Below are 24,452 nucleotides of genomic sequence, written 5' to 3'. Positions count from 1 at the left end.
TTATTTACCGGTTCGACAGCCGATCGAGCCGGTTTGCATCGTCCCTGATATCATTCAGGGTAATAAATGCAATTATTTCGTTTTATATTTGATATTTTGTTTCTCAACGCTACATTCTATGTATCCCTCCGCGACGAGATAATTGAGATGCGACAGCGTCTCCGCGACGGCAAAAAGGAGATCGTGGCCGCTAAGCATGCGCGGGAAAAGCTCCTCCATGACATCCGCGCCCGATGACGGATCGCTGCAGCTGTCCAGTGTATGCTTCAGCCGTTCGTCGTGATGCGCCTTCAACGCCCTGCAACGCTGCCGCAACCCGGTGAACGGAAGCCCGTGCGACGGCAAGACCAGCGCGCTGTCCGATAGCGTCATCAGGTGGTCCAGCGAGGCGAAGAATCCCGCGAGCGGATTGGCCTCGGGTTCGTTGCTCCAGACCCCGATCGTCGGGCTGATCTTCGGAAGAACCTGATCGCCGGAAATCAGCACGTCGGCTTCCGGACACCACAGGCAGGCGTGCTCCGGAGAGTGTCCGCTGAAGGTCATTACGTGCCATTCGCGGCCCCCGACCGAAAGGCGGTCGCCATCCTCGATCCTCAAGAAATCGAGCGGGATCGGATCCACATATCTGCGGTAATTGTTGCCTTCGGCTATCGCCAGACGAAGCGGCTCGTCACGAAGTCCGAAACGGATGTAGTGATCGCTTGCCAGTGAAAGGAAGTCTTCGCCGCTTTCAAGCCAGCCAAGGCGCCCATAGGTCCATTCCCCGACGGTGGCAGTCATTCTCACGCCGAACCGCGCATGAAGCCAGGTCGAAAGGCCCATGTGGTCCGGGTGGTGATGGGTGCAGATCAGCCGGGTGATGGGCATCTCGCCAAGCTGATCTTTGAAGATCCGCTGCCACAGGCCTCGCGTTCTTGCATCGGCCATCCCCGTATCGATCAGGGTGAAGCCCTCGCCGTCGCGCAGCAGCCAGACATTCACGTGATCGAGCGTAAAGGGCAGAGGCATCCGTGCCCAGAAAACGCCGTCCGCTACCTCGACGAGCGAACCCTCGGGAGGCTTCTGAAGCTGAGTGCTCGCTGGCGCGCGCGGCGACGTCTCACCAGTCGTCTCGAGGCGCGGGCGCGCTTCGAGCGGGGATGTCGAGCATGTTTCCATGGATCAACCGCCGAACGCGCTGAGGCCGGTGATCGCACGCCCGAGGATCAGCGCGTGAACGTCGTGCGTTCCTTCATAGGTGTTGACGGCCTCAAGGTTCATCGCATGGCGAATGACGTGAAACTCGTCGGAAATGCCGTTGCCGCCGTGCATATCCCGCGCGACGCGCGCGATGTCGAGCGCCTTGCCGCAATTGTTGCGCTTCAGCATGGAGATCATCTCAGGCGCCATCTTCTGTTCATCGAAGAGGCGTCCGAGCCTGAGACACGCATGAAGCCCGAGCGCAATCTCGGTTTCCATGTTGGCGAGTTTCAGTTGAACGAGCTGGGTGTTGGCCAGCGGCCGCCCGAACTGCTTGCGGTCGAGCGTGTATTGCCGCGACGCATGGAAGCAGAACTCGGCCGCGCCCAGCACGCCCCAGGCGATGCCGTAGCGCGCACGGTTGAGGCAGCCGAACGGGCCTTTCAGTCCTTCCACATTCGGAAGTCTGTTCTCGTCGGGAACGAAAACGCTCTCCATGACAATTTCGCCGGTGACGGAGGCACGCAGCGAGAACTTGCCTTCGATCTTGGGAGCGGAAAGCCCCTTCATCCCTTTTTCGAGAATGAAGCCTCTGATGATACCGCCGTCATCCTTTGCCCACACGATGAACACATCGGCAACGGGCGAATTGGTGATCCAGATCTTGGAGCCTGAGAGGATCCACCCGCCATCCGTCTTGCGCGCGCGGGTTTTCATGCTGCCGGGGTCCGAGCCAGCATCCGGCTCTGTCAGGCCGAAACACCCGATCCACTCACCACGAGCGAGTTTTGGCAGGTATTTGCGGCGCTGGTCCTCGGAGCCATAGGCGTAGATGGGGTACATCACGAGCGACGACTGCACGCTCATAGCCGAGCGGTAGCCGGAGTCCACGCGCTCGACCTCTCGTGCAATGAGACCGTAACAGACGTAGTTCACGGCTGCGCCGCCGTAAGTCTCGGGCAGCGTCGAACCGAGAAAGCCGAGACTGCCCATCTCCGCCATGACCGCGCAATCGAAGACTTCATGCCGGTTCGCCTCGCGGATGCGCGGGAGCAACTGTTCCTGACAGTAGGATCGCGCGGAATCGCGAACCATCGTTTCCTCTTCCGTCAGGGCGTCTTCGAGCAAGAGCGGATCATCCCAGTGAAAAGCGTTCTTGCCGACGGACATGGGCGGATCTCCTATAAATGGTATTATGGTACAAGAATACGATTATATACCCCTTGTCAAGCTTGAGGATGGGCTGCTCCTCTACGCGCCGCTTGCGCTGCGGCTCAGACCCTTCTTGCCGTCGGCCCCGGCGAGCTGGCTGATGGCGGTCTTTGCCATGGCACTTCTGTGCACGATCGGGCTTGGTGCTGGGATCCGCGTCTCAACGTGACTGGTGGGCTTCGTCGCCGCCTCGCCGAAAACTGGGCGTGCTGGCCGCCACACCCGGCTTCACTCGCTCAACTTCGGTCCTAGCGGCAGATTCAGCGCCGACATTATTCGCTTCCGCGCCTTTCGGCGCAGGCAGGGGCACCAGACCAGTATCGCGCAGCGAAGCATTATCGCTTCTCTCTGAAGGTTGTGCCGCCTGCGTGACATGGGAAGCGGAAGCCGCTGCTTCCGGTACCGGATGAGCCGGCGCGGCAACCGCTATCTTCGCTCCATTCTCGATGCCGGCTGGCGGGTTCACGATCAGATTTTGCCCCGGCGCAAGACCGCCAATGATTTGGACCTTCGCGCCTTCATCGTCACCGAGGGTAACCTTATGGAGGCGCGCCACCCCGTCCACGTTCGTGGCCACCCTTGTGCCGTGCTGATCGAAGATGAGCGCGGAAGACGGAATCATCATGATGGGCACGGGTCTCGGCACATCGAACCGGACTGTTCCGTAAAGCCCGGGCGATAGCTTGTAGTCAGCATTCTTGATGTCCACCTCGACCAGCAGCGTGCGGCTGTTTGCGTCAAGCGCGGTCGCCGTTCGCGCCACTTCGCCCACGAACCTCCGGCCCGGCAATTCGGGCACGTCCAGCGCCGCCTCCATTCCCGGCTTCAATTGCAAGGCGACGTCCTGCGGGACGTGCACCTGCACGCGCAACACGTTGTCGCGCGCGATGGAGAAAAGCGGCGAGCCGGAAGAGGTGTCAGCCGTGACAAGGCTCCCGGTATCGATGCTGCGCTGGGTTATCACGCCGTCGAACGGAGCAGTCACGCGCTCATAGGATTGCATGCGTTCGAGCCGCGAAATCTGCGCTTTCTGCGCTTCAATGTTCGCGTTGGCGACGTTCACGGCCGCGTTCTGCGCCGCAAGGGTGAGGCGCGTCTGGTCGCCGCTCTGCTTTGTCTGCCAGCCTTCGCGGACGAGCGGCGCATTACGCTGATTGGTAACGTTCGCGAGGTCGCGCTGCGCTGTCACCTGTTCGAGCGTGGCCACCATCTGCTTCAGCTGAGCGCGCGCCTGATTGAGCTGGTCGTCGACCTCGGGCGCTGAAATCAGGGCAAGCAACTCGCCCGCCTTCACCCTTGAGCCGATATCCACGAAACGCTTCTCGATATAGCCGCTCTGGCGCGCGAAAAGCGTCGCGGATTCGAAAGCTTGCGTGGTCGCTGGGAGGCGCACCTCCTTCGGTGTGTCAACCGCCTTCACTTTTTCGATGCGAAGCGCGGGTACTCGATTTTGCCGCCCGACGAGTTCCTGCCGTGCGGCTGCTTCGCTCGCCGCGTGACGGTCGAACCCGGCGTTCACAACGACGCCGAGGGCTCCAGCCACGACAAGAACGACAATCGCCAGGACGATGCGGCGCCCCCAATATCTTTTGGGGGCGCCTTGGCCTGTTTGTTTTGCTCCGTCCGCTTCGAGGCGCACGGAGTTTGCTTCGTCGGGGCTACCCACCTCGCGGTTCTCGTCATGGCGCTCGCCATCGCGGTTCGCCGTGCCAAATTCGCCGCTTCGGTATTCGTTCATGCGGTACCTCCGTGCTGCGCCATCGGGGTGTCGTCTCGGCTCAGGCGTTTGCCGCCTTGTTGCGGGCCTTGGACGCGCTCCTTCAAGGCGTGGATGGTGGTGTAGATGTAGGGGACGACGAGAAGCGTTGTAACCGTCCCCACGAGAAGACCGCCGATGACGGCTCGAGCCAGCACGGCATTCTGCTCCTCGCCCGGTCCGCCGAGGGCCATCGGCAGCATGCCGACGATCATCGCGCTCGCCGTCATCAGCACCGGTCGAAGGCGTGTTCGGCCAGCCGCCACGGCTGCCTCCATCGGGTGCATGCCTTCCAGAAGGCGCTCGCGCGCGAAAGTGACGAGCAGGATCGAATTCGCCGATGCGACGCCAATCGCCATGATCGCCCCCATGAGCGAGGGAACGCTGAGCGTGGTTCCCGTGACGAACAGCATCAGCACAATTCCGCAAGCCACGCCCGGAAGGCCGAGGATGACAGCAAGGGGATCGAGGAAGTCCTGAAAGTTTACCACCATGAGGAGGTAAACAAACACGGCGGCAAAGAGGAGCCCGATGGTGAAGCGGCTGAACGCCGAATCCATGCTCGCCGCCTGCCCCTGCAACGAAATCGTGTTGCCAGGCTTCAGCTGCGGTTTGATGTCCTCGATGATCTTGTTAATTGCGGACGAGACGCTGCCGAGATCGCGGCTTGCGACACTCGCATAAACGTCGAACACCGGGTTCACGTTGTTGTGGTTGATGACCGACGGGATATAGCGCCGGGACATCGTCGCCACGTTGCCGAGCGTGTTCGGAATGGGAGATTGCGCGCTCCCTCCCGCAGCGGCGATTGACGTGTTCTGCAAATCGTTCACGGTGGAGACGAGGCGCTCCGGAGTCTGCACCGCGAGGTAGTAAGGGTTCTGTTGGGCCGGGTCGGTCCAGAAGTTTGGAGAGACCTGCTGCGATGAACTGAGGCTGATGGTCATGTCGCTGACGATCTGGGACGCCTGAAGTGTCAGCCCCTGTGCGCGGCTCCTGTCGATGTCGAAGTAGAGGTTGGGCGCGTCAAGCTCCTGATGAATGTGCGAGTCCACGACGCCGGGAATGCTGGACATCCGCTTGAGCGCTTCCTTGATAAGCTCGACGTTTTGCGGATCGCGGCCCTGGATTTGCAAATCGATCTGCGTCGCCACGCCGAAATTCAGGATCTGCGTCACCATGTCGGCGGCCTGGAAGTAAAACAATACGTCCGGAAAAGCTTCGGGCAATTCGCGCCGCAGCCGGGCGATGTGTTCGCTGGTCGGCCGGTGGCCTTCCTTCAACGAGATCTGGATGAGGCCGTCGTTCACCCCGATGGTGCTGCCGTCGGTGAAGGCAAGATTATAGGCACGCGCGGGGAGGCCGATGTTGTCGAGGATGAGATCGCGCTCGGATTCCGGGATCAAATCCCGGATGCGATCCTCGATGCGCTGGAAATACTTCTCCGTATCCTCGATGCGCATGCGCGCCGGGGCGCGCACGTGTAGCTGGATCAGCCCCGCATCGACGGTCGGGAAAAAGTCGCGCCCGACAAAGGTCGCGAGATAACCGGCCCCCGTCAGGGCCGCCAGTGCGATCACGGGTATCACGAAACGGGCCCGAATAATGCCTTCGAGCAGCCAGGCGTAAAAATTGCGGAAATTTTCGAAACCGCGATTGAACAAATCCGAAAACCGGCCGAAGACGCCGAGGCTCTCACGATAGCCCGGCTCGTATTCCTTTCGCAGAAGGAAGCGGTTGACGATCGGCACAAGCGTTCGCGAGATGCCGTATGATGCAAGCATGGCGAAAACGACCGCGAAGCCCTGCGGCGAAAACAGGTAGCGCGGCGCGCCCTGCAGGAAGACCACCGACACAAACACGCAGGAGATCGCCAGCGTCGAGACAAGCGTCGGCAGCGCTATGCCCGCCGCGCCTTCCTCGATCCCCCTGTCGTATTCCATGCCTTCTTCGAGCACGCGATGCGTGTTTTCGATGGTAACGGTCGAGTCGTCCACGAGGATGCCGACAGCGAGCGCCAGTCCGCCGAGCGTCATGGTGTTGATCGTTTCGCCGAGCGCGGAGAGGATCGCAATGGATGTCAGAATGGACAGCGGGATCGAGATCAGCACGATCAGCGTCGACCGCCAGCTTCCAAGAAAAACAAGGATCATCAGCGCCGTGAGCCCCGCCGCGATCGCTGCCTCGCGCAAGACTCCGTCGATGGAGTTCGAGACGAAAACCGACTGATCGAACAGTTCCTTGATTTCCATTCCGGGTGGCGCGGCTGCCCGGATCGCGGGAAGCGCCGCCTTGACGCCGTTCACAACGTCAAGCGTGGAAGCATCGCCATTCTTGATGACGGTCAGGAGTACACTGCGCTTGCCTTCGGCGCGCACGATGTTCTGCTGCACGGCCCATGCGTCTCGGACATTGCCGACATCGCGCAGATAGATGGTCGCGCCGTTCACCTGCCGGATCGGAATGTTGTTCAGCGCCTCCATGTTGGGCGGCTGGGAATTGACGCTGACGATATACTGCCGGTCGCCGATCTTGGCGTCGCCGGCCGGAACAGTGAGGTTCTGGGCATTGACGGCATTTACAATGTCTGTCGGACGCAGGCCGTGCGCAAGCAGGGCAACCGGATCAATGTCCACCATGATTTGACGAAACTTGCCGCCGTACGGAGTGGGCAATGTAAGTCCCGGAATGGGGGCAAGCGCCTGACGAACGCGGTAGAGGGCGTAATCGTAGAGCTGTTGCTCGTTGAGCGTGTCGGATGACAGGACGAGCTGAAGCACCGGCACGCTCGAAGCATTGTATTGGACGACGATCGGCGGCTGGATTCCGGGTGGCATCAGGGCGCGGATCGAGTTTGAGGCGGATACGATCTGCGCGATTGCCAGCTCTATGTTGACGTTCGGCTGGAAGTAAATGCGCTCGACCACGATGCCTTCGAGCGTCTGCGACTCGATGTTCTTGATACCCGTCACGTTCGAGCTTATCGAAAACTCGCTATAGGTCGCGACACGCGCTTCCATCTCTTCCGGGCTTAGACCGGTATATTGCCAGATGACGGACACCACCGGAATGTTGACCTGTGGGAAGATGTCTTTGGGTGTCGTCAGGATGGCGTTTGCGCCGAGGAAGACGATAAGAATTGCGAGGACATAGAAAGTATGGGGAAAGCGGAGCGCGAAGCGAACGATGCCCATGGAGATTTCGGCCTCCAAGTTTCATTTCCGTGCCAGCGCATGAGCGGCACCGAGTGCGCAAGTTCAACACGTCGCTGATTGTTCGCACCCCCGCGTTCACGTTCTCGTGTCTCGAAAGTGGATGTCGCACTGAGCGGTGAGCCAAAAGCCGGGGAAGAATAACTCGCGACTGTGCGGTTTGCTGCGGCGAAATTCAGCAACTGGGTTTTAGAGTCCTGGCCATAATCCGATTGCAGCTTCGAGAGGGTTATGCCTACGCTTCCGAGAGGCAGGCTCGTTATTGCGGAAAAGCCGGATTGGTCCTCCTTGTAAGAATCCATCCGGAATCATCATGTTTCCTGCAAAGCTTTCGCAACATGATGCGGAAGAAAGCCCAGCGTAGAAAGGCCGCAGTAAACTCCCTCGCGGGCAACTCGTCTCGATTGGCTGTCGAAACGCCGTCGGGTTCGGTGGCGACGCGCCGCATCGCGGCGGTGAGCAGCGCGCTATAACGGATGCGGGTCTGTCGACCGTGGCGCTCCTCGCTGGTCCTAAGGATCGAAGCGATGTCGGCCTTAGCGGGTTCGGAAAGCCGATAGCGCGCCATGCGGGATCAACGAGACGCCGGCGCGGCAAGGTCATCGAGATAGGTGTCGAGGTCTGCGTCGTCGACCTCATCATACTCGCCGCGTTCGCGGGCCGCGACGCTGCTTGAATGCTTAGTCGAAGCTTGTCGAGCCTGAGAGATTCCAGCGTGCGGCGCTGCTGCACGCGCGAATGGCATCACGCATCGCTTCGCTGGCGTTCCGGTATTCGCCCTTCTCTAGAACCTCGTCAATGAAGGCGTCCTGTTCCGGCGTTCGGCTGCATCCTGACTTTTTATGCGGTCTCCCGCCGACGTGCCGGGTTCAAACAATGTCGCGAGGCTCGGCTTTTCTTGATGCGACCGCATTTGCTGCTTAACAAAGCCTGAACGGCGACAGGAAAAAGGGGGCGGCGATGGTTCAATCGGCGGCACGGATCGGCATTGGCGCCGACAGAAATATGAACGCGGACGAGGCGTTGCCGGAGCCGGGCTCGGCTGCCGCGGTGGCGCGTCGCTCGCTCGAATGCGGCCTCGACGGTCTTCTCGCGCTTCGGGCCTCGCTCGCCAACGGCCTGGCCTCCGATTTCGAGAGCGCCGTCGCGCTGATCCACGCCTGCCGGGGACGCGTGATCGTCACCGGGATGGGCAAGAGCGGCCATGTCGGCCAGAAGATCGCGGCCACGCTCGCCTCAACCGGCACGCCCGCCCAGTTCGTTCATCCTGCGGAGGCAAGCCACGGCGATCTGGGCATGATCACGGCGGCCGATATCATCCTCGCGCTGTCGTGGTCGGGCGAAACAGTGGAGCTGGCGAGCATCCTCACTTACTCGCGCCGCTTCGGCGTGCCGCTCATCGCGCTGACCTCGCGGCGCGAGAGCGCGCTCGGCAAGGCTGCCGATATCGTGCTTCAGCTTCCGCCCGTGAAGGAGGCTTGTCCGCACGGTCTCGCGCCGACCACTTCGACGCTGACGCAACTCGCGCTCGGCGATTGCCTCGCCATCGCGCTGCTGGAAGGGCGGGGCTTCACGGCATCCGATTTCAAGGTGTTTCACCCCGGCGGGCAGCTCGGCGCGAACCTCAAGCACGTGGCCGACATCATGCACAAGGGCGAGCGGATGCCGCTTGCCGGTGCCGACGCGCCGATGAGCGCCGCGCTCGTCACCATGACCGAGAAGGCGTTCGGCTGCCTCGGCGTGGTGGACGCGGAGGGGAAGCTCGCGGGCATCGTCACCGATGGCGATTTGCGCCGCCACATGGCGGGCGATCTCCTGGGCCGCCGCGCCGCCGACATCATGACGCGCAACCCGAAGACGATCACGCCGACGATGCTTGCCAGCGCCGCGCTTCAGATCGTGAACGAGAAGAAGATCACCGCGCTTTTCGTTGTGGAGGACGGCGTGCCGGTCGGCATCGTTCACATCCACGACCTGTTGCGCGTCGGCGTCGCCTGACGGGGCATTTTCGACGCAGGCAAGGCGGGATAAGCCGCCGAAGCTGTTGCAAAGCGCGCCGCCGATGCTAATCTGTCGGCTGGCCGGATATCGGCCACCGGAGAGCCGAACGCTGCGGTTCCCCGTCGCGGGTATGGTGAAATGGTATCACAGGAGCTTCCCAAGCTTCTAGCGCGGGTTCGATTCCCGCTACCCGCTCCAGCTTTTCCCATTTGCGTCGGTAAAGCGGCTGGCAGGCGAGATAAAAGCTCCGCTGCTAAGACCTGCCCTTGCCGCCCTTCTGATGCAGGGCCGCGATTTCGAGAACGTACTGTTTCTTGCGCAGTCGGCTCGCATCGAGAAGCATCTGTCCGGCCCAGCGATAAACGTTCCGACTGCGGATGAGATCCCGCATAAGCCGCATGCGCTCGCGCTGCTCGGCGCGGGGCATCGTGAGCGCCCGTTCGATGGCAACAGCCATGGAGTGCGGATCGTAGGGATTGACCATGAGCGCTTCTGACAGCTCTCGCGAAGCCCCCGCAAAGGTCGAAAGCGCAAGCACGCCCTGCTCGTCGTCACGCGACGCGACGAATTCCTTGGCAACGAGATTCATGCCGTCATGGAGGCTTGAAACGATGCAGACATCGGCCGCGCGGAAAAGCTCGAACACCTCCGTGGGATCGTGGTGGCGAATGACGAGGCGCACCGGGGCGACACCATTGACGCCGTGGCGGTCGTTGATCTCCGCGGCGAGCCGCTGCGCCTCAGCCTGAAGCGCGGCATATGCGGGCAGCTTGCTCCGCGTCGGAGCGGCGGCCTGCACGAAGACGAACCGCCCTTTCCATTCAGGATGGGCCGTCAGAAGGGCGTCGATGGCCAGCATCCGGTCGAGAATGCCTTTCGTGTAATCGAAACGCTCGATGCCAACGGCGAGATGAGTCTCGGCCGGGATGCCGAGCCGTTCCCTGACCGCCGACCGGCATTCCGCCACCGGCTTCTGCCCACCGAGCGCAGCCGGCGGCCATTCGATCGAAATGGGGTAGGGTCTGATGAAGGTTTCCCGCCCGGACAACGTAATCGACGCGTGCTCGCGGTCGATGCGGCTTTCGATGAACCGGTCCGCCGTTTCGATGAAATTGTTGCAGTGAAACTGCGTATGGAACCCGACGATGGAACTTCCCAGGAGCCCCTGAACGATTTCTTCCTTCCACGGAAAGATGCTGAAGGTCTCCGAATTCGGCCACGGGATATGCCAGAAGGTGATGATCGTGGCTTTCGGCAGCCGCTCCCTGACCATCCGTGGAAGGAGCGCAAAATGATAGTCCTGCACGAGCACGATGGGTGAGTCCGTCGTCGCTTCGTCGACAACGGCCTTCGCGAAGCGCTCGTTGATGGCGCGGTAGGTGTCCCAATCGGCCGCGCGGAATGTCGGGCGAACAAAGGCGATATGGCAGAGCGGCCAAAGCCCTTCATTCGCGAGGCTGTAATAGTAGCCTTCCTGCTCTTGCTCGCTGATCCAGACGCGCCGAAGCGTGTAACCCGGATTATCCGGCGGCACGCGGATGCGGCCTCGGGCGTCGGCGGTTTCGTGATCGGCGCTGCCGCTGCCGTGTGCGATCCACGTCCCGCCGCAAGCGCGCGTTACCGGTTCAAGTGCCGAGACGAGGCCCGAAGCGGGGATTTGCAGCTTGATGCCGTCGGCTTCGCGATTATGGATGTAGGGCTCGCGGTTCGAAACGACGATGACCTGCGCGTTGGCGAGTTCGCCGTTCATCACCTCGCGGATCGTTTCGGCAGTCCAGTCGGTGCGCTCGGTATCGACCGGCGCGACGCGATTGAGATCCATCTTGCGAAGCGCGAGGCGCAGTTCCTCGCCGATCGGTCCCAGCCTGCTTGTCATTTCTTCGAGGTTATGGCCCAGCGCGGCGCTGGAAAGCGACTCTCGCAGGCCAATCATCCAGCGCCGCACAACAGCGAGCGCGCCAAGGGTCGCAAGCAGCGTGGCCACGAGGACGATGCCGACAAGCGCGGCGGTCAGGAAAGTGCGTGCTTCGGCACTGCGCTTCGTTGCGAAGCTCAGGTCGTGCAGGATGACGAGATGGCCTTTTGTGTTTCTCACCGCGATAGGAAAGGTCGCCGCGATCAGATGGGCTCCTTCGTCCGTGAGCGACGAGAAGCTCGCTGTTTCCGATCTTGCAGCCTTTTTGCACGAGAAGGTCGACGGCAGGAGTTTGGTCTGAAAGCGCAGCACGCCCGGATCCACGCAGAAGCCGAGGCCCAGCACGCGGTCGTCGTTCTCGACGCGAGCGAACAGATCTTCGATACCCGCCTTGTCGTTCGCTGCGAGCAGCTCCGTGAGGCTATGGCGGACCGAGTTGAAGATAAGGCGCGAGCGAAGTTCCACATCGTGGCGCGACCATTGCTCGACGAGCGAGCTGGCGTAGGGAGCGAGCGCAAGCACGATGAGAACGGTAGCAACCAGCGCCGACCCGGCATACCGCGCAAACATCCGTACCGTCGGATTGCGCCCTGAGGGAAAGCGGGAGAGGGAATTATCCCCGCCGATGATCGGAAGGTTCCTGGTGAGGAAGGAGGTCGGCCATCGCATGGAGCGGTTTTAGGGGGTCCGAGCAGCCGCTGGCAACCACATTTGTTTTTTATTCAGATTTTAGGCCAGACTCAACGGGGGTACGCACCCCGCCGCGACCTTTCGCGCGGCGGCATAGATCGGAAGGCGCTCTGGACGACAGAGGCACGCTCGCTGTAACGGTGGAGACTGGACCAGCCGGGAGTCGACGGGCGGCAAGGCCGCTCCAGCGCCCCAATCTCACAGGAGCCCGCCTTTGCGCTCTGCCGTCATCGCCGCGACCGGCCTTTACACGCCCCCCGAGAGCATTTCGAACGAGGAGCTGGTCGAGGCGTTTAATGCCTATGTCGCGCTGTTCAACGCGGACAATGCGGCGGCAATCGCGAACGGACACATCGCGGCGCTTCAGCCGTCGTCGGCCGAATTCATTGAAAAGGCGTCCGGCATCAAGTCGCGCTATGTGGTGCAGAAGTCGGGCATTCTCGATCCTGCCGTGATGCGTCCCGTCATCCCGGAGCGGTCGAACGAGGAGCTATCGCTGCTGGCCGAGATGGCCGTGAAGGCCGCCGAAGACGCGCTTGCGCGATGGGGCAAGCCGCGCGAACGCATTGGCGCGGTGCTTTGCGCGGCCTCGAACATGCAGCGGTCCTATCCCGCGATGGCGATCGAGGTGCAGGCCGCGCTTGGTCTTCACGGCTTCGCCTTCGACATGAACGTCGCCTGCTCGTCGGCAACCTTCGGCATCAAGACGGCGGCGGATTATGTGGCGACCGGCTCCGCCGACGCGGTCTTGATGGTGAACCCCGAGATTTGTTCGGGCCATCTGAATTTCCGCGACCGCGACAGCCACTTCATCTTCGGCGATGTCGCCACCGCCGTCATCGTTGAGCGCGGCGACGAGGCGGCGGGCGGCTGGGATATTCTCGGCGCGCGGCTCAAGACGCAATTCTCCAACAACATCCGCAACAATTCGGGCTTCCTCAACCGCGCTTGGCCCGAGGGGCGCGACCTGGCGGACAAGCTTTTCGTGCAGCAGGGCCGCAAGGTGTTCAAGGAGGTGGTGCCGATGGTGTCGGCGCTGATCGCCGAACACGCCGCCGATATCGGCATCGACACGCATCGGCTCAAGCGGCTGTGGCTGCATCAGGCGAACATCAACATGAATCACCTGATCGGCCAGCGCGTGCTCGGTCGCGAGCCGGAGGCGGGCGAGAACGTCATCATCCTCGACGAATACGCGAACACGTCGTCGGCGGGCTCCATCATCGCTTTTCACAAGCATTCCGACGATCTCGCGGCCGACGATACGGGGCTGATTTGCAGCTTCGGAGCGGGCTATTCGGCGGGCACGGTATTCGTGCGCAAGCGGTGAGACGGGCGCGATCGACCGGCGCTTTCGGTCTGCTCGCCGAGAGCGTGGACGTCCCGCGCCATGCCGCCTCGCGAATATTTTACGGCGCCGCAAGGCTGCGCTAAGGTCGCGCAAGGCTCCCGCCTTTGTGCGAGACGCCTTTCGTTCGAGGCATACGCAACCGGTGCCGCTGCCAGCCGGTTGCCGACACGGGATTTCTGCATGCGCGCGCTCCCCGTTCTCGTTTCGCTCGCTTTCGTGCCGCTCGCCGCGCTGGCGTTGCTTTACGGCGGGCCGTGGTTGCCGGCTTTCGTCCTCTACGGCCTCCTGCTCGTTCCGGCAGCGGATCACGTCCTCGGGCTATGCGCGCGCGCCGCGCCCGCGAGCCGGATACAGCGTGTCTTCGCCTTCGTGTGGGTGCCGATTCAGTTCGCGCTGGTGCTCGGTCTCCCGGCGTCCGCGGACACGCTCGGCAGCTCGGCGCTTTTCGTCGCCGCCATCGGGATCGGCCTTGCAACTGGAGGCGTTGGCGGCGCATCCGCCCATGCGCTCCTCGGACGCGGCGGCCGCTTCAACCGCGCGTGTGCCGAACTCCTCACATGGCCGATCTTCTACGGCTCCTTCGCGCTCCGCCATGGCGGCGAAGACGATGCGCGCGCCGCGACGCCCAAGGACCCCGCCACGCCCCGCATCGGCGAAGGTTTCTACGGCTATTTCCTCCGCTCGACCTTCATCGGCCTGTTCGTGGCCTGGGACGCGGAAGAGGAGCGGCTCCACGCGGAAGGCCGCTCCACGCTGAGCCTCTCGAACGCGTTCCTGCGCGCCTTCATCGCCTATGCCGTGCTGATCGAGGCCGCGTTTCTCCTCGGCGGCGCGCGGGGGGTGATGGCGCTGTTCGTGCAGGCTTTCGCGGCCTGGGTGGTGATCGACGCGGGCGCCTATGTGGCGCGGTTCGGGCTTCTGCGCCGTCCGCTGGGGCAGGGGCATTTCGAGCCGCTTGGAAGCCAGCACGCGTGGAGTGCGACAGGCCCCGCCCCGCGCTTGCCCGGCGGATTCTGCGCGATGGCGCTTCTCGCCACGCTCTGGCCCGAGCGCTTCGTCCGCCTCATGAACCCGCGCGTGCTGGCGTGGCATGCGCGCTTCTGGGAGACGGCCACGCCGCCCGCCGCTCCGCAAGCGGAAGCCGAAGCCACGCTCAGCGAGGCGCGCGCCTGAACTCGGCGGCGGCGCGTCACTTCACCTTCAGCATGTTGCGCAGCGCGAGGCCGAACAGGAAGATCATCAGCGCCGAGAACAGCTTCTGCACGGCGCTCGCGGTCGACACCGCGCTCGGCACCACCGCGACCGGGTTCGACCCGCCGTAAAGCTCCACGCCGTAGAGGCAGCCATAGGTGCGGTGCGCCGCCTCGCTCGACCCGTCGAGCACGATGAATGCGTTGCGGAACGCGAGGTGGAGCGCTTCGGCGCGTGCGCTCGTCGTGTCGCGGAAGCCATCGATCAGGCCGCCGATGGCGCTCTTATTTAGTTCCAAGCCGTCTTGATTGAAGCATTGTACAGAGTTTGATGACGCGTATCCGACCGTGCGCAGGATCTCGAACACGACAGTAGTATCTTTCAGTTCAAGGTCACGCTGAACAGCCGGTGTTTGACTGAGATAGAAGGACGCGGAGATGGCGATTGCGGCGCCCCACCAAGCGAAAGGCAAGGTCAGAGATCGTCCATAATCAGAGGTCCAGCGGTATAGAAAACTCGCTATCGAGCGAACCCCGCCGTACCATGCTTTTCCGCTCGATAGCGCAGCCATGCGCTCGGCGGTGATTTCTTGGGCGTTGAATTCCAGCTCGCGGTCGGTGTCGTGTGCTTGTATCGCGAGGTGCTTCAAGGCGCGCCATCGGGCACATTGTTCGTTGCCCGCTAAGTCGGAATTGCGCTCCGAACTTACTTTCATATTGTCGAGGCGCGGCGCTTCCTCGAAATGCGCCTGGATGAAATCCGGCACCTTATCGAACCTCGCCCCTGCCATGGTGAAGCCGCTGTCGCCTCGAATGGCGGAGAAGGAGGCCGGGCCTTCGAAGGTTACGCGCTCGAACGAGGCGTATTTTCTGAATCCGGCAAGCTTGAAGATCGCGTTATTCCTGAACCGCGCATCGTCGAACCTGCTGTTGCCCGAAAAGGTCGCGCTAAAGAAGGAGGCATCGCCGGAAACATTTGTTGTCAAGAAGAGTGCGTAGGCGGAAAAGGTTGCATGTGCGAAGATAGCATCGCCGGAAAAGGTCGCCTTCTGAAAGAACGCGTAGCCGTTGAATTTTGCGCTCTGGAAGTCGGCTCCGCCGTTGAAGGTGGCGCTTGAGAAGGAAGCGTAGTCACTGAAGATCGTGTTTGAGAAGTGGGCATAGGCTTGAAAGGTCGCGCACCAGAACGAGGCGCCTCCGGGAAACACGAAACCACTGAAGGTAATTCTCTCCGCATAAACAAGAAGCGAGTCGTCAACCCTCTTCCGTTCTCTCTTAGCGTCTTCTATTCTGGCTTCCTTCCTTATGAAGAAGGAACAGTGGGAGAAATCGACGGAGGCTTTTTCAAGCCATTGGCGCGTATCGTCGCTTTGCGGTTCAAGTTCGCCGAACCGGTTTTTCTCCGCCGCCCACTTCCCCGCCGCTTCCAACGCCTTGCGCTCGGCGAGCATGCCGTTCGCCCATTCGTTCCAGCGCGCCTTGGCTGCTTGATGGGCTATCCTGCGGGCGTGGCCTTCGCCTTTTCCGTCAGCTAGCGCAGCCTCGAACGCCTCCTTGCGCTTTGCCTCGCACTCCAGAAACAGCGCAATCGTCTCGTCCTGGTTCATGGCGGTCCCCCTCGCGCCGCGCGGCCGCACGGCATCGCCCCCGGCACTGGTTAAGCCAGAAACTGCTTAGGTTCGCAATGGGGAGAGTAACTATTCGCTAAAACAAGAACGGCGGGGGCGCGCCGTCCGCGAACACCACGCGGTCGCCTTCGAGCCGCGCCGCGCCGGACGCCACGAGCCTGAGCGCCAGCGGATAGACGCGGTGCTCCATCGCGAGGATGCGGGCGGAGAGCGCGTCTTCGTCGTCGCTAGGCAGCACCGGCACCGCGCCCTGCGCGATGATCGGCCCTGCGTCCATCTCCTCGCTCACGAAATGCACGGTCGCGCCCGCGATGCGCGCGCCCGCGTCGATGGCGCGCTGTTGCGGGTGGAGGCCCCGAAACGACGGCAGGAGCGAGGGGTGAATGTTGAGCTGGCGGCCATGCCAGGCGCGCACGAACACCGCCGAGTGCAGCCGCATGAAGCCCGCGTTGCAGACGATCTCGACGCCCGCCTCGCGGAGCGCCGCCACCATCGCCTCGTCGAACGCCTCGCGCGCAAGGCCCTTGTGCGAGATGACGCGCGTCGCGATGCCGGCGTCGGCGGCACGCTCAAGGCCGCCCGCGTCCGCCTTGTTCGAGAGCACGAGCACGATTTCGGCCGGGAAGTCTGGCGCGCGGGCCGCCTCGATCAGCGAGACGAGGTTAGAGCCGCGCCCCGAGATGAGCACGCCGACGCGTTTTTTCGCGGTCATCGTGCGCCACCAAGCGAGCCGGAGAACAGAACCTGCGGGCCGAGCGGGGAACCTTCGGCCTCCTCATTACGAATGAGGTGCTCTCGCGCCTCGATCTCGCCGAGCACGAACGCGCTTTCGCCCGCCGCCGTGAACGCATCGATCACCGCGCCCGCATCCTCGCGCGCGGCCACTGCCACGAAGCCCACGCCGCAGTTGAACGTGCGCAGCATTTCGCTTTGCGCCACGCCGCCCGCCGCCGACAGCCAGCGGAACACCGGCAGATACGGCACCGCGTCGAGGTCGATGCGCGCGGCGAGCGATTCGGGCAGCACGCGGTTGACGTTGCCGGGAAGGCCGCCGCCGGTGATATGCGCGAACGCCTTCACGCGGCCGGTCCGATGCGCGGCGAGCGCGGGCTTCACATAGATGCGCGTGGGGTCGAGCAGCGCGCGGCCGAGCGGGCGCGCGGGATCGAAGGGGGCGGGGTCGGCGAAGGACAGGCCGTGATCGCGGATGATCTTGCGCACGAGCGAGAAGCCGTTCGAGTGCACACCCGAGGCGGCGAGGCCGATCACCACGTCCCCGGCCGCGATATCGGCGCGTGGCAGCAGCGAGCCGCGCTCCGCCGCGCCGACAGCGAAGCCCGCGAGGTCGTAGTCGCCATCGGCATACATGCCCGGCATTTCCGCCGTCTCGCCGCCGATGAGCGCCGCGCCCGCGCGCTTGCAGCCTTCGGCGATGCCAGCAACGATGGCCGCCGCCGTGTCGACATCGAGGCGACCGCATGCGAAATAGTCGAGGAAGAAGAGCGGCTCCGCGCCCTGCACGACGACGTCGTTCACGCACATGGCGACGAGATCGATGCCGACCGTGTCGTGAAGGCCCGTCTCGATGGCGATCTTGAGCTTGGTGCCGACGCCGTCATTGCCCGCCACGAGCACGGGATCGGTGAAGCCCGCCGCCTTCAGGTCGAAAAGGCCGCCGAAGCCGCCGAGCGCCGCGCCCGCGCCCGCTCGCGCCGTTGCCTTCGCCAGCGGCTTGATGCGCTCGACGAGCGCCTCGCCCGCGTCGATGTCGACGCCAGCGCTTTTATAAGAACCGTCCGAATCCGTTGTCATGCTTTCCGCCGCAGGGCCGCCTCGCTGCCCCGGCAAAAGCTTGCCAGGGGCGTGGTCCACCATTTATGAGAGGGCTTGTGGAGCGAATTTGACATTTGAGTACCGTCCGCCGCAAGCACTTCGTCAAATGTCAAATCCAAAAGCTCCACCGAATCACACGTGTTCGTGGTCGACATTTGCTCGCGAGGGTGCTGCAAACGGAGGCAAATGCCGAAATCGGACCACTAGCATTTTAGCCGCATGATACACAAGCGCCACAAATGCCTTTCGAGCGGGGAGTTCCTTTCATGGCGATGAAGAGGGCGTTGACGAGGGCGGGTGCGTTGTTCGCGCTCGCGTGCTTTGGACTGGGAATGGCCACCGCCGGGGCAAGCGCACAGACGCGGCCGGCGAGCGTCTTCGCGGTGTCGAACGTGAAGGCCTCGGCCGAGGCGCAGAACGCGGTCGAAGCGAAGAAAATCGCGCAAGGCCAAGCGCAGAGCCGCGCTTTCCGCAAGCTTGTATCGCGCATCGTTGATTACCGCTCGCAGTCGCGCATTCCCGATCTCGCGCTGAACGAGATCGAAGGGCTTGTGTCCGATATGGATGTGCGAGGCGAGGGCGTGAGCGGCACCGGCTATGTCGCAACTTTCGGCGTGAGCTTCTCGGAGCGCGCCGTGCAGGCGCTGCTCGCCCGCTACGGTGTTTCGGCCATCACCGACCGCGGTCCCGAAATCCTGATCGTGCCGGTTTATGTCGAAGGCGGCGCCGCGCGAACCGCCGACCGCAACGCATGGCGCACGGCCCTGACTTCGCTCGATCTCACTCATGCGCTCGTTCCGGCGAAAGTCGCGCCCGCGCGCTCCGACATCACGGCGGCGATCGCGAATGCCTATATCGCAAGTCCCGCCGCGACCCTCGAAACGCTGAAGACGCAATATCAGACGCAGCAGATCATGTTCGCGCTCGCGGAAACCGATGGTGATGGCGAAACCATTTCGCTGAAGCTGATCGGCCTCGATTCAGGCGGCCAGTTCTCGGTGCAGCGAAAGGTCAGGGCGAAGGACGGCGGCGACGGGACCGCGCTCGACGCGGCGGCCGACCTCGCCTTCGACACGGTTCAGGAGCGTTGGAAACTCGCCCGCGATGCATCCGCGCCGGCGGCTCCGGTGGCCGCGTCTGACGGCGATGGCGGTACCATCCCCGTCCCCAATAACGGGACCTCCGCCGCGGCCTATGACGGCAGCATGGAAACGCTGCAGGTGACCGCGCTTTATTCCGGGCTGAAGGAGTGGCAGACGATCCGCCGCCAGCTTCAGGGCCTTCCGGGCGTACAGAACTGGGATTTGCGCTCGGTGAACCCGAGGAGCGCCGCAATCGCGTTCGATTTTCCAGGCGGCGCGGCGCGGCTGACTTCGATGGCTGCGGGGCAGGGACTCGACGTCGAGAACGGCCCTGACGGCCTTGTCGTGAAGGTGCGCTAGAGAATTCTCGCCCCGTGTCCGGCACGGGGCGAGCGATTTCCGCGAACAACCTGCTACTTCACCTACTTCTGCACACCCGGAATCGTCGGACCGACGCCGATATTGCGGAAGATTTCCTTCAGCATGCCCTGGTCGCGCGTGTAGACCGGCGTTTCGCGGCGGATGAAGTCGAACACCTTGCCGTCCTTCAGCCCGTAATTCGCGATCTGCTCGACCTTGTCCTTCTTGTCGAAGTAGACGGCGACAACGCGCCGGTCGACCACCTCCGGCTTCATGAAGGCCATCGGCTGCTCGGCGGTCTGCGATATGTAGTAATAGGTGCCGCCCGCGATGGCCGACTGGGTATCCGGTGTGCCAAGCGCCAGCACGACCTCGTCCTTCGACATGCCGACGCGAACCTGATTCAGGTCTTCCTCCTGAAACTGATGGCCCTGCTTGATGACATTGCCCGCGCAGCCTTGAAGCGTCATGCTTGCGACGGCAAGAGCCGACGACACCACGACAGCCCTCGCGACCGCCTTCGCCCAAAGGCGATTTCGTTCGAAATCCTTCGAGGATTGATTTGACATTTCGCCCCCAAATTTGCTGTTTGGCGTCAGCGCCTCGCGTTCTGACCAAACATACCCCGACGTGATTGCACCCTTTTTGGATGCGATTAAGGCTTTATAAGGTACGGTTACCCCAAGAGCGCAAAACTGGAGTCAGGCCGAACGATGTTCCGCTGGTTTGCAGAACGCTCAGCCCGCCGTGAGGCCGCTGAGAAAATATACGATTCGATAGTCGCGCAGTCGCGCAATCCGGTTTTCTATGTGCGATGCGGAGTACCTGACACGCTGTCGGGTCGCTTCGACATGCTCGTCATCCACATGTTCATCGTCATGCAGAACCTGAAGCTCGGGGCGAACGAGGGCAAGCTGCTCGGCAAGGAAATCATCGAGGCTTTCGTTCGCGAGATGGACAGCATGGTGCGCGATCTCGGGATTGCCGACGCTTACGTGGCGCAGGAAGTCCGCAAGATCGCCGACCTCTTCTATCGCCAGCTTGTGGTCTACACGAACGCCGTCGAGCAGAAGAACAAGGCCGCGCTCGCCGAGGCGATCTGGAAGAGCTTCCAGTCGGGCGACGAGAACGCCGATGTCGCCGCCGACGAACTCGCGGACTATATCTTTCACTCCATAAAGAATGTCGGGGAAATGCCGCTCAACATGCTCCTTCAGGGGCATCTGAACTTCCCGGAAGTCTACGGCTTGAAGCAGGCGGTCTGACGATGCTGAAAACACCGCCGCTTGTCTGGGCTGTCGATACGCACACGCTGACGCGTGCCGTCGAGACGCTCTCGTTTGAAGCCGACGCCGCGGAGCGCGAAGCTTTGGGCGCCTACGCCGACGTGCGCGAGGTCAAGAGCTTTAAGGCGACCGTTCAGGTTATTCCCCTGAATGGCGGCCGCTTTCGGGTCAGCGGACGGCTTGAGGCCGACGTCGTGCAGGCGAGCGTGGTCGACCTTGCCGACGTGCCCGCGCAGCTCGACGAGCGCTTCCAGGTGGAGTTCTGGCCGCCCGAGCTGATCGAGGGTGACAGCGAGGGAGAACCTTCCTTCGAGGACGAGCCGCCGGAGGCGCTATCGGGCACCAAGATTCTTATCGGCGCTTTTCTCAGCGAACTGTTTTCGGTTTCGCTCGAACCCTATCCGCGCAACGAGGGCGATAGTCTCGACTGGCAGGCGCCGGACGAAAGCCTTGCGCATCCCTTCGCGGAGCTTATCCGCCTTCGGCCCAAGACCGGCAACGGCGTGGATGGATAAGAAGACGCAGACCGGGATCGCGACCATCTTTTTCGTTGTCACAAAACCGTTATACAGTATGGTGCCGCGTCTATTGCAGAGGGTTAAGGCCTGACAGGCCAGTGCGGGGCTTCTGGTTTCAAGCATGGGAACGCCAATCACGATTGCGCTCGACGCGATGGGCGGAGATTTCGGCCCGTCCGTGGTGATACCGGCCGCGGCGCTTTCGCTCATCCGGCATCCCGAGACGCGGTTCATCATTTTCGGTCGCGAAGACGAGATCCGCGCGCATCTGTCGAAGGATTCGCCGCTGGCCGCCGTCTCGAAAATCGTTCACTCGGACGTCGCCATCGCGATGGACGACAAGCCGAGTCAGGCGCTGCGCTACGGCCGCTGGAAGAGCAGCATGTGGATGGCGCTCGAAGCGGTGAAGCAGGGCGAGGCGCAGGCCGCCGTGTCCGCCGGCAACACCGGCGCGCTGATGGCGATGTCGAAATTCTGCCTTCGCATGCTGCCCGGCATCGAGCGGCCCGCGATCGCCGCGCTCTGGCCGACCCTCAAGAGCGAAAGCATCGTGCTCGACGTCGGCGCGAATGTCGGCGCGACCGCCAAGGGGCTCGTCGATAACGCCAATATGGGCGCTGCGCTGGCGCGCGCGCTGTTTCAGGTGGAGAAGCCGACGATCGGGCTTCTCAACATCGGCTCCGAGGAAGTGAAGGGGCTCGAAGAGATCAAGCGCGCGGCGGCGGCGTTGAAGACGCCGGGGCTGCCCATCACGTATTACGGCTTCGTTGAAGGCAACGACCTCGGCAAGGGCGTTGTCGACGTGGTGGTTACCGAGGGCTTCGCCGGTAATATCGCTCTCAAGACGGCAGAGGGCACCGCGAAGCAGATCGGCGCCTATCTCAAGGCCGCAATGACGCGCTCTTTGATGTCGAAGCTCGGCGCGGTGTTCGCGCAAGGGGCCTTCAAGGCGCTGCGCGCGAAAATGGACACGCGCACCATGAACGGCGGCATGTTTGTCGGATTGAATGGTGTTGTAATAAAAAGTCATGGCGGTGCGGACGCGGTGGGCTTTGCAAGCGCCATCGACCTGGGCTACGACATGGCAGCCAGTGGCCTGGTGGCTGATATTCAGCGCGGCGTCGAGAGCTTCCACGATTCTCTTCAGGCCAAACCGGAACAAGCCCTGAAAGCGGTTGCCCAGTGAAACAAACGAGATCGGTCGTCCTAGGCTGCGGGTCGTATCTCCCGGAGCGCGTTCTTACCAATCAGGATCTGGCTCGCATCGTCGATACGTCGGACGAGTGGATCAGCGAGCGGACCGGCATCAAGACGCGCCACATCGCCGCCGATGGCGAAAATACCTCAGACCTGGGCATCGCGGCGGCGCGCTCTGCTCTCGATCACGCGGGCATCGACCCGCAATCTATCGATTTCATCATTCTGGCGACGTCCACGCCCGACAACACCTTCCCATCGACCGCGACGACGATCCAGGCGGCGCTCGGCCTCACCCACGGCTTCGCCTTCGACGTGCAGGCGGTGTGTTCCGGTTTCGCCTACGCACTGGCGACGGCGGACAATTTCATCAGGGCAGGGCAGGGCCAGCGCGGTCTCGTGATCGGCGCGGAAACGTTCTCCCGCATCCTCGACTGGGAAGATCGCGGAACCTGCGTGCTCTTCGGAGACGGCGCAGGCGCGGTCGTTCTTGAAGCGACGCAGGTCGAGGATCCGATGCGCGAGCGCTGCGTCATCGGCTCGATGCTGTTCTCGGACGGGCGCCACAAGGACAAGCTCTATGTGGACGGCGGGCCGTCCTCCACCCGGTCGGTCGGACATCTCCGCATGCAGGGCAAGGAGGTTTTCCGCTTTGCGGTCAACGCGATCTCGGACGTGGTCGAGCGCACGCTCGCTGCTCACAATCTCCGTCCCAGCGATATCGACTGGTTCGTGCCGCATCAGGCCAACAAGCGCATTCTCGACGGCACGGCGAAGAAGGTCGGCATAGCCGAGGAGAAGATCGTCATCACGCTCGACAGGCACGGCAACACGTCGGCGGCCTCGATTCCGCTTGCGCTTTCGACGGCGGTTCACGACGGCCGCATCAAGCGCGGCGACCTCGTTCTGTTCGAGGCAATGGGCGGCGGGTTCACCTGGGGCGCGAATCTTGTTCGGTGGTGATCCCGAACTTTCACAACATAAGGTTAATAATCTGTGTCCCTGCGGCATTTTTGCCCAAAAATATCTGTTTCCAAAGGGATTTTTACAAGATTACTGTTTGCTATGGTCCGGGCCGAGCGTTAACATTGTCTGCGCTTCGTTCTTTGGGGAGGACACGGCGCATATGGCGCTCAACGGGAAAACACTGACCCGAGCCGACTTGGCTGAGGCAGTCTTCGAAAAAGTCGGTCTACCTCGCAACGAGGCAGCTGAACTTGTAGAGTTAGTTCTCAAGCAGATCGTTTACGCGCTTGAGCGTGGCGAGCCAATCAAGCTTTCTTCTTTCGGATCATTCGGCCTTCGCCAGAAATCCGAACGTGTGGGTCGCAACCCGAAAACCGGCGAGATCGTTCCGATCACGCCGCGCCGGGTCATCGTCTTCAAGGCCAGCAACATCATGAAGGACCGGATCAATGCCGGTCTCGCGAAGGTCGTGTCGCCACCACCCGCCGTGAAGGCTGTGGCGACGAAGAAGGCGCCTGCGAAGGCCGGAGCGAAAGCGGCGGCCGCTTCCAAGGCTGACGACGGCGCGAAGCCTAAGCCTGCGAAGGCGTCGGCGAAGGCCGCTCCCGTCGAAGAAAAGGCCACGCCGGAACATGCGACGCCGAAGGTCGAAGCGAAGCCAAAAGCCGCGAAGGCGGACGTCGCCAAGCCTGCGACCAAGGCCGTGAAGGAGCCGTCTCCGAAGGCGGCCGCGTCGACCGAATCTCCCAAGACGAAGCCCGACGATGCCGCGCCGAAACGCGCGCCCAAAACATCGTCTGCGAAAAAGCGCGTCGTCTCGTCCTGATCGGCGCGTCATAATGAAATCGGCCCGTTACAATGCTTGACGGGCGGGCCGATTGCCCGCAAAGTGCGCGGCAACGGAGCGTAGCGCAGCCCGGTTAGCGCACCGGTCTGGGGGACCGGGGGTCGGAGGTTCAAATCCTCTCGCTCCGACCATTCAACACCCCCACAGTGTTCTTTCTAAATGCTTTTTTGCACAAGACCTCGTACGCGATGGATTTTTTGCGCGACAAGTCGATTGCCGAGCTGCTTGC

At 62.5% G+C, this 24,452-nt stretch carries 18 protein-coding genes, 2 tRNA genes and 1 pseudogene; 11 read left to right on the top strand and 10 right to left on the bottom strand.

Annotated elements, in window-relative coordinates:
- Nucleotides 1-72 precede the first annotated feature (72 nt).
- The 5 genes from EK416_RS09805 to EK416_RS17825 all read right to left on the bottom strand — a co-directional run bounded on the left by EK416_RS09805 (nucleotide 73) and on the right by EK416_RS17825 (nucleotide 7,927).
- Entirely contained in the window at nucleotides 73-981 is a 909-nt protein-coding gene (locus EK416_RS09805; protein ID WP_164729962.1) for an MBL fold metallo-hydrolase, read from the bottom strand.
- Between the two features lie 180 nt (nucleotides 982-1,161).
- Entirely contained in the window at nucleotides 1,162-2,349 is a 1,188-nt protein-coding gene (locus EK416_RS09800; RefSeq protein WP_127077316.1) for an acyl-CoA dehydrogenase, read from the bottom strand.
- A gap of 202 nt (nucleotides 2,350-2,551) precedes the next feature.
- Nucleotides 2,552-4,129: an efflux RND transporter periplasmic adaptor subunit gene (locus EK416_RS09790; protein ID WP_127077315.1), complete on the bottom strand. Its 1,578-nt coding sequence runs from the start codon at nucleotides 4,127-4,129 to the stop codon at nucleotides 2,552-2,554.
- On the bottom strand, nucleotides 4,126-7,359 hold the full coding sequence (locus EK416_RS09785) for an efflux RND transporter permease subunit (protein ID WP_425376116.1): 3,234 nt from the start codon (nucleotides 7,357-7,359) through the stop codon (nucleotides 4,126-4,128). The genes EK416_RS09790 and EK416_RS09785 overlap by 4 nt, the downstream gene beginning before the upstream one ends.
- A 259-nt stretch (nucleotides 7,360-7,618) precedes the next feature.
- The gene (locus tag EK416_RS17825) at nucleotides 7,619-7,927 is read right to left on the bottom strand and encodes a hypothetical protein (protein ID WP_181952137.1); all 309 of its coding nucleotides are present in this window, start codon (nucleotides 7,925-7,927) and stop codon (nucleotides 7,619-7,621) included.
- A 437-nt stretch (nucleotides 7,928-8,364) separates the two neighbouring features.
- Between EK416_RS17825 and EK416_RS09770 the strand changes: the two genes are divergently transcribed.
- Together EK416_RS09770 and EK416_RS09765 are read left to right on the top strand one after the other, a co-directional pair.
- Nucleotides 8,365-9,357: a KpsF/GutQ family sugar-phosphate isomerase gene (locus EK416_RS09770; protein WP_425376124.1), complete on the top strand. Its 993-nt coding sequence runs from the start codon at nucleotides 8,365-8,367 to the stop codon at nucleotides 9,355-9,357.
- Between the two features lie 127 nt (nucleotides 9,358-9,484).
- A tRNA-Gly gene (locus tag EK416_RS09765) sits at nucleotides 9,485-9,558 on the top strand.
- Nucleotides 9,559-9,613: 55 nt separating this feature from the next.
- Here the strand turns inward: EK416_RS09765 and EK416_RS09760 are convergent.
- The gene (locus tag EK416_RS09760; RefSeq protein WP_245434014.1) at nucleotides 9,614-11,845 is read right to left on the bottom strand and encodes an alpha,alpha-trehalose-phosphate synthase (UDP-forming); all 2,232 of its coding nucleotides are present in this window, start codon (nucleotides 11,843-11,845) and stop codon (nucleotides 9,614-9,616) included.
- A 334-nt stretch (nucleotides 11,846-12,179) separates the two neighbouring features.
- Here EK416_RS09760 and EK416_RS09755 point away from each other — a divergent pair, with 334 nt between their 5' ends.
- The gene (locus EK416_RS09755; protein WP_127077312.1) at nucleotides 12,180-13,295 is read left to right on the top strand and encodes a beta-ketoacyl-ACP synthase III; all 1,116 of its coding nucleotides are present in this window, start codon (nucleotides 12,180-12,182) and stop codon (nucleotides 13,293-13,295) included.
- 201 nt (nucleotides 13,296-13,496) lie between these two features.
- Complete coding sequence (locus EK416_RS09750) at nucleotides 13,497-14,489, top strand: fatty acid desaturase family protein (RefSeq protein ID WP_127077311.1); 993 nt, start codon at nucleotides 13,497-13,499, stop codon at nucleotides 14,487-14,489.
- A 16-nt stretch (nucleotides 14,490-14,505) separates the two neighbouring features.
- Here the strand turns inward: EK416_RS09750 and EK416_RS09745 are convergent, their stop codons facing one another.
- The 3 genes from EK416_RS09745 to purM all read right to left on the bottom strand — a co-directional run bounded on the left by EK416_RS09745 (nucleotide 14,506) and on the right by purM (nucleotide 17,946).
- Nucleotides 14,506-15,957 carry a pentapeptide repeat-containing protein gene (locus EK416_RS09745; protein ID WP_164729961.1) on the bottom strand — a complete coding sequence of 484 codons (1,452 nt, stop codon included), beginning with the start codon at nucleotides 15,955-15,957 and terminating at the stop codon, nucleotides 14,506-14,508.
- A gap of 253 nt (nucleotides 15,958-16,210) precedes the next feature.
- Nucleotides 16,211-16,846, bottom strand: coding sequence for a phosphoribosylglycinamide formyltransferase (purN, locus tag EK416_RS09740; RefSeq protein ID WP_127077309.1), 636 nt, complete (start codon nucleotides 16,844-16,846; stop codon nucleotides 16,211-16,213).
- Nucleotides 16,843-17,946, bottom strand: coding sequence for a phosphoribosylformylglycinamidine cyclo-ligase (gene purM, locus EK416_RS09735; RefSeq protein ID WP_127077308.1), 1,104 nt, complete (start codon nucleotides 17,944-17,946; stop codon nucleotides 16,843-16,845). The genes purN and purM overlap by 4 nt, the downstream gene beginning before the upstream one ends.
- 287 nt (nucleotides 17,947-18,233) lie before the next feature.
- Between purM and EK416_RS09730 the strand changes: the two genes are divergently transcribed.
- A complete protein-coding gene (locus EK416_RS09730; protein ID WP_127077307.1) occupies nucleotides 18,234-19,409 on the top strand; it encodes a DUF2066 domain-containing protein in 1,176 nt (391 codons plus the stop codon).
- 62 nt (nucleotides 19,410-19,471) lie between these two features.
- Here the strand turns inward: EK416_RS09730 and EK416_RS09725 are convergent, their stop codons facing one another.
- Entirely contained in the window at nucleotides 19,472-19,978 is a 507-nt protein-coding gene (locus EK416_RS09725) for an outer membrane protein assembly factor BamE (protein ID WP_127077306.1), read from the bottom strand.
- A 144-nt stretch (nucleotides 19,979-20,122) separates the two neighbouring features.
- Here EK416_RS09725 and EK416_RS09720 point away from each other — a divergent pair, with 144 nt between their 5' ends.
- From EK416_RS09720 to EK416_RS09695, 6 genes and pseudogenes are all read left to right on the top strand, one after another.
- On the top strand, nucleotides 20,123-20,674 hold the full coding sequence (locus EK416_RS09720) for a ubiquinol-cytochrome C chaperone family protein (RefSeq protein ID WP_127077305.1): 552 nt from the start codon (nucleotides 20,123-20,125) through the stop codon (nucleotides 20,672-20,674).
- Between the two features lie 2 nt (nucleotides 20,675-20,676).
- A complete protein-coding gene (locus EK416_RS09715; protein WP_127077304.1) occupies nucleotides 20,677-21,210 on the top strand; it encodes a DUF177 domain-containing protein in 534 nt (177 codons plus the stop codon).
- Between the two features lie 124 nt (nucleotides 21,211-21,334).
- The gene (plsX, locus tag EK416_RS09710) at nucleotides 21,335-22,399 is read left to right on the top strand and encodes a phosphate acyltransferase PlsX (protein ID WP_127077303.1); all 1,065 of its coding nucleotides are present in this window, start codon (nucleotides 21,335-21,337) and stop codon (nucleotides 22,397-22,399) included.
- A complete protein-coding gene (locus EK416_RS09705; protein WP_127077302.1) occupies nucleotides 22,396-23,373 on the top strand; it encodes a beta-ketoacyl-ACP synthase III in 978 nt (325 codons plus the stop codon). The genes plsX and EK416_RS09705 overlap by 4 nt, the downstream gene beginning before the upstream one ends.
- 163 nt (nucleotides 23,374-23,536) lie before the next feature.
- Nucleotides 23,537-23,839 (top strand): annotated as a pseudogene (locus EK416_RS18005) (integration host factor subunit alpha); the annotation flags it as partial.
- Nucleotides 23,840-24,276: 437 nt separating this feature from the next.
- Nucleotides 24,277-24,354 (top strand) — tRNA-Pro (locus EK416_RS09695).
- Nucleotides 24,355-24,452: the final 98 nt, after the last annotated feature.

The sequence above is a fragment of the Rhodomicrobium lacus genome (assembly GCF_003992725.1).
GTDB classification, from domain to species: Bacteria; Pseudomonadota; Alphaproteobacteria; order Rhizobiales; family Rhodomicrobiaceae; genus Rhodomicrobium; species Rhodomicrobium lacus.
This window is presented reverse-complemented; position numbering and strand designations above follow the sequence as displayed.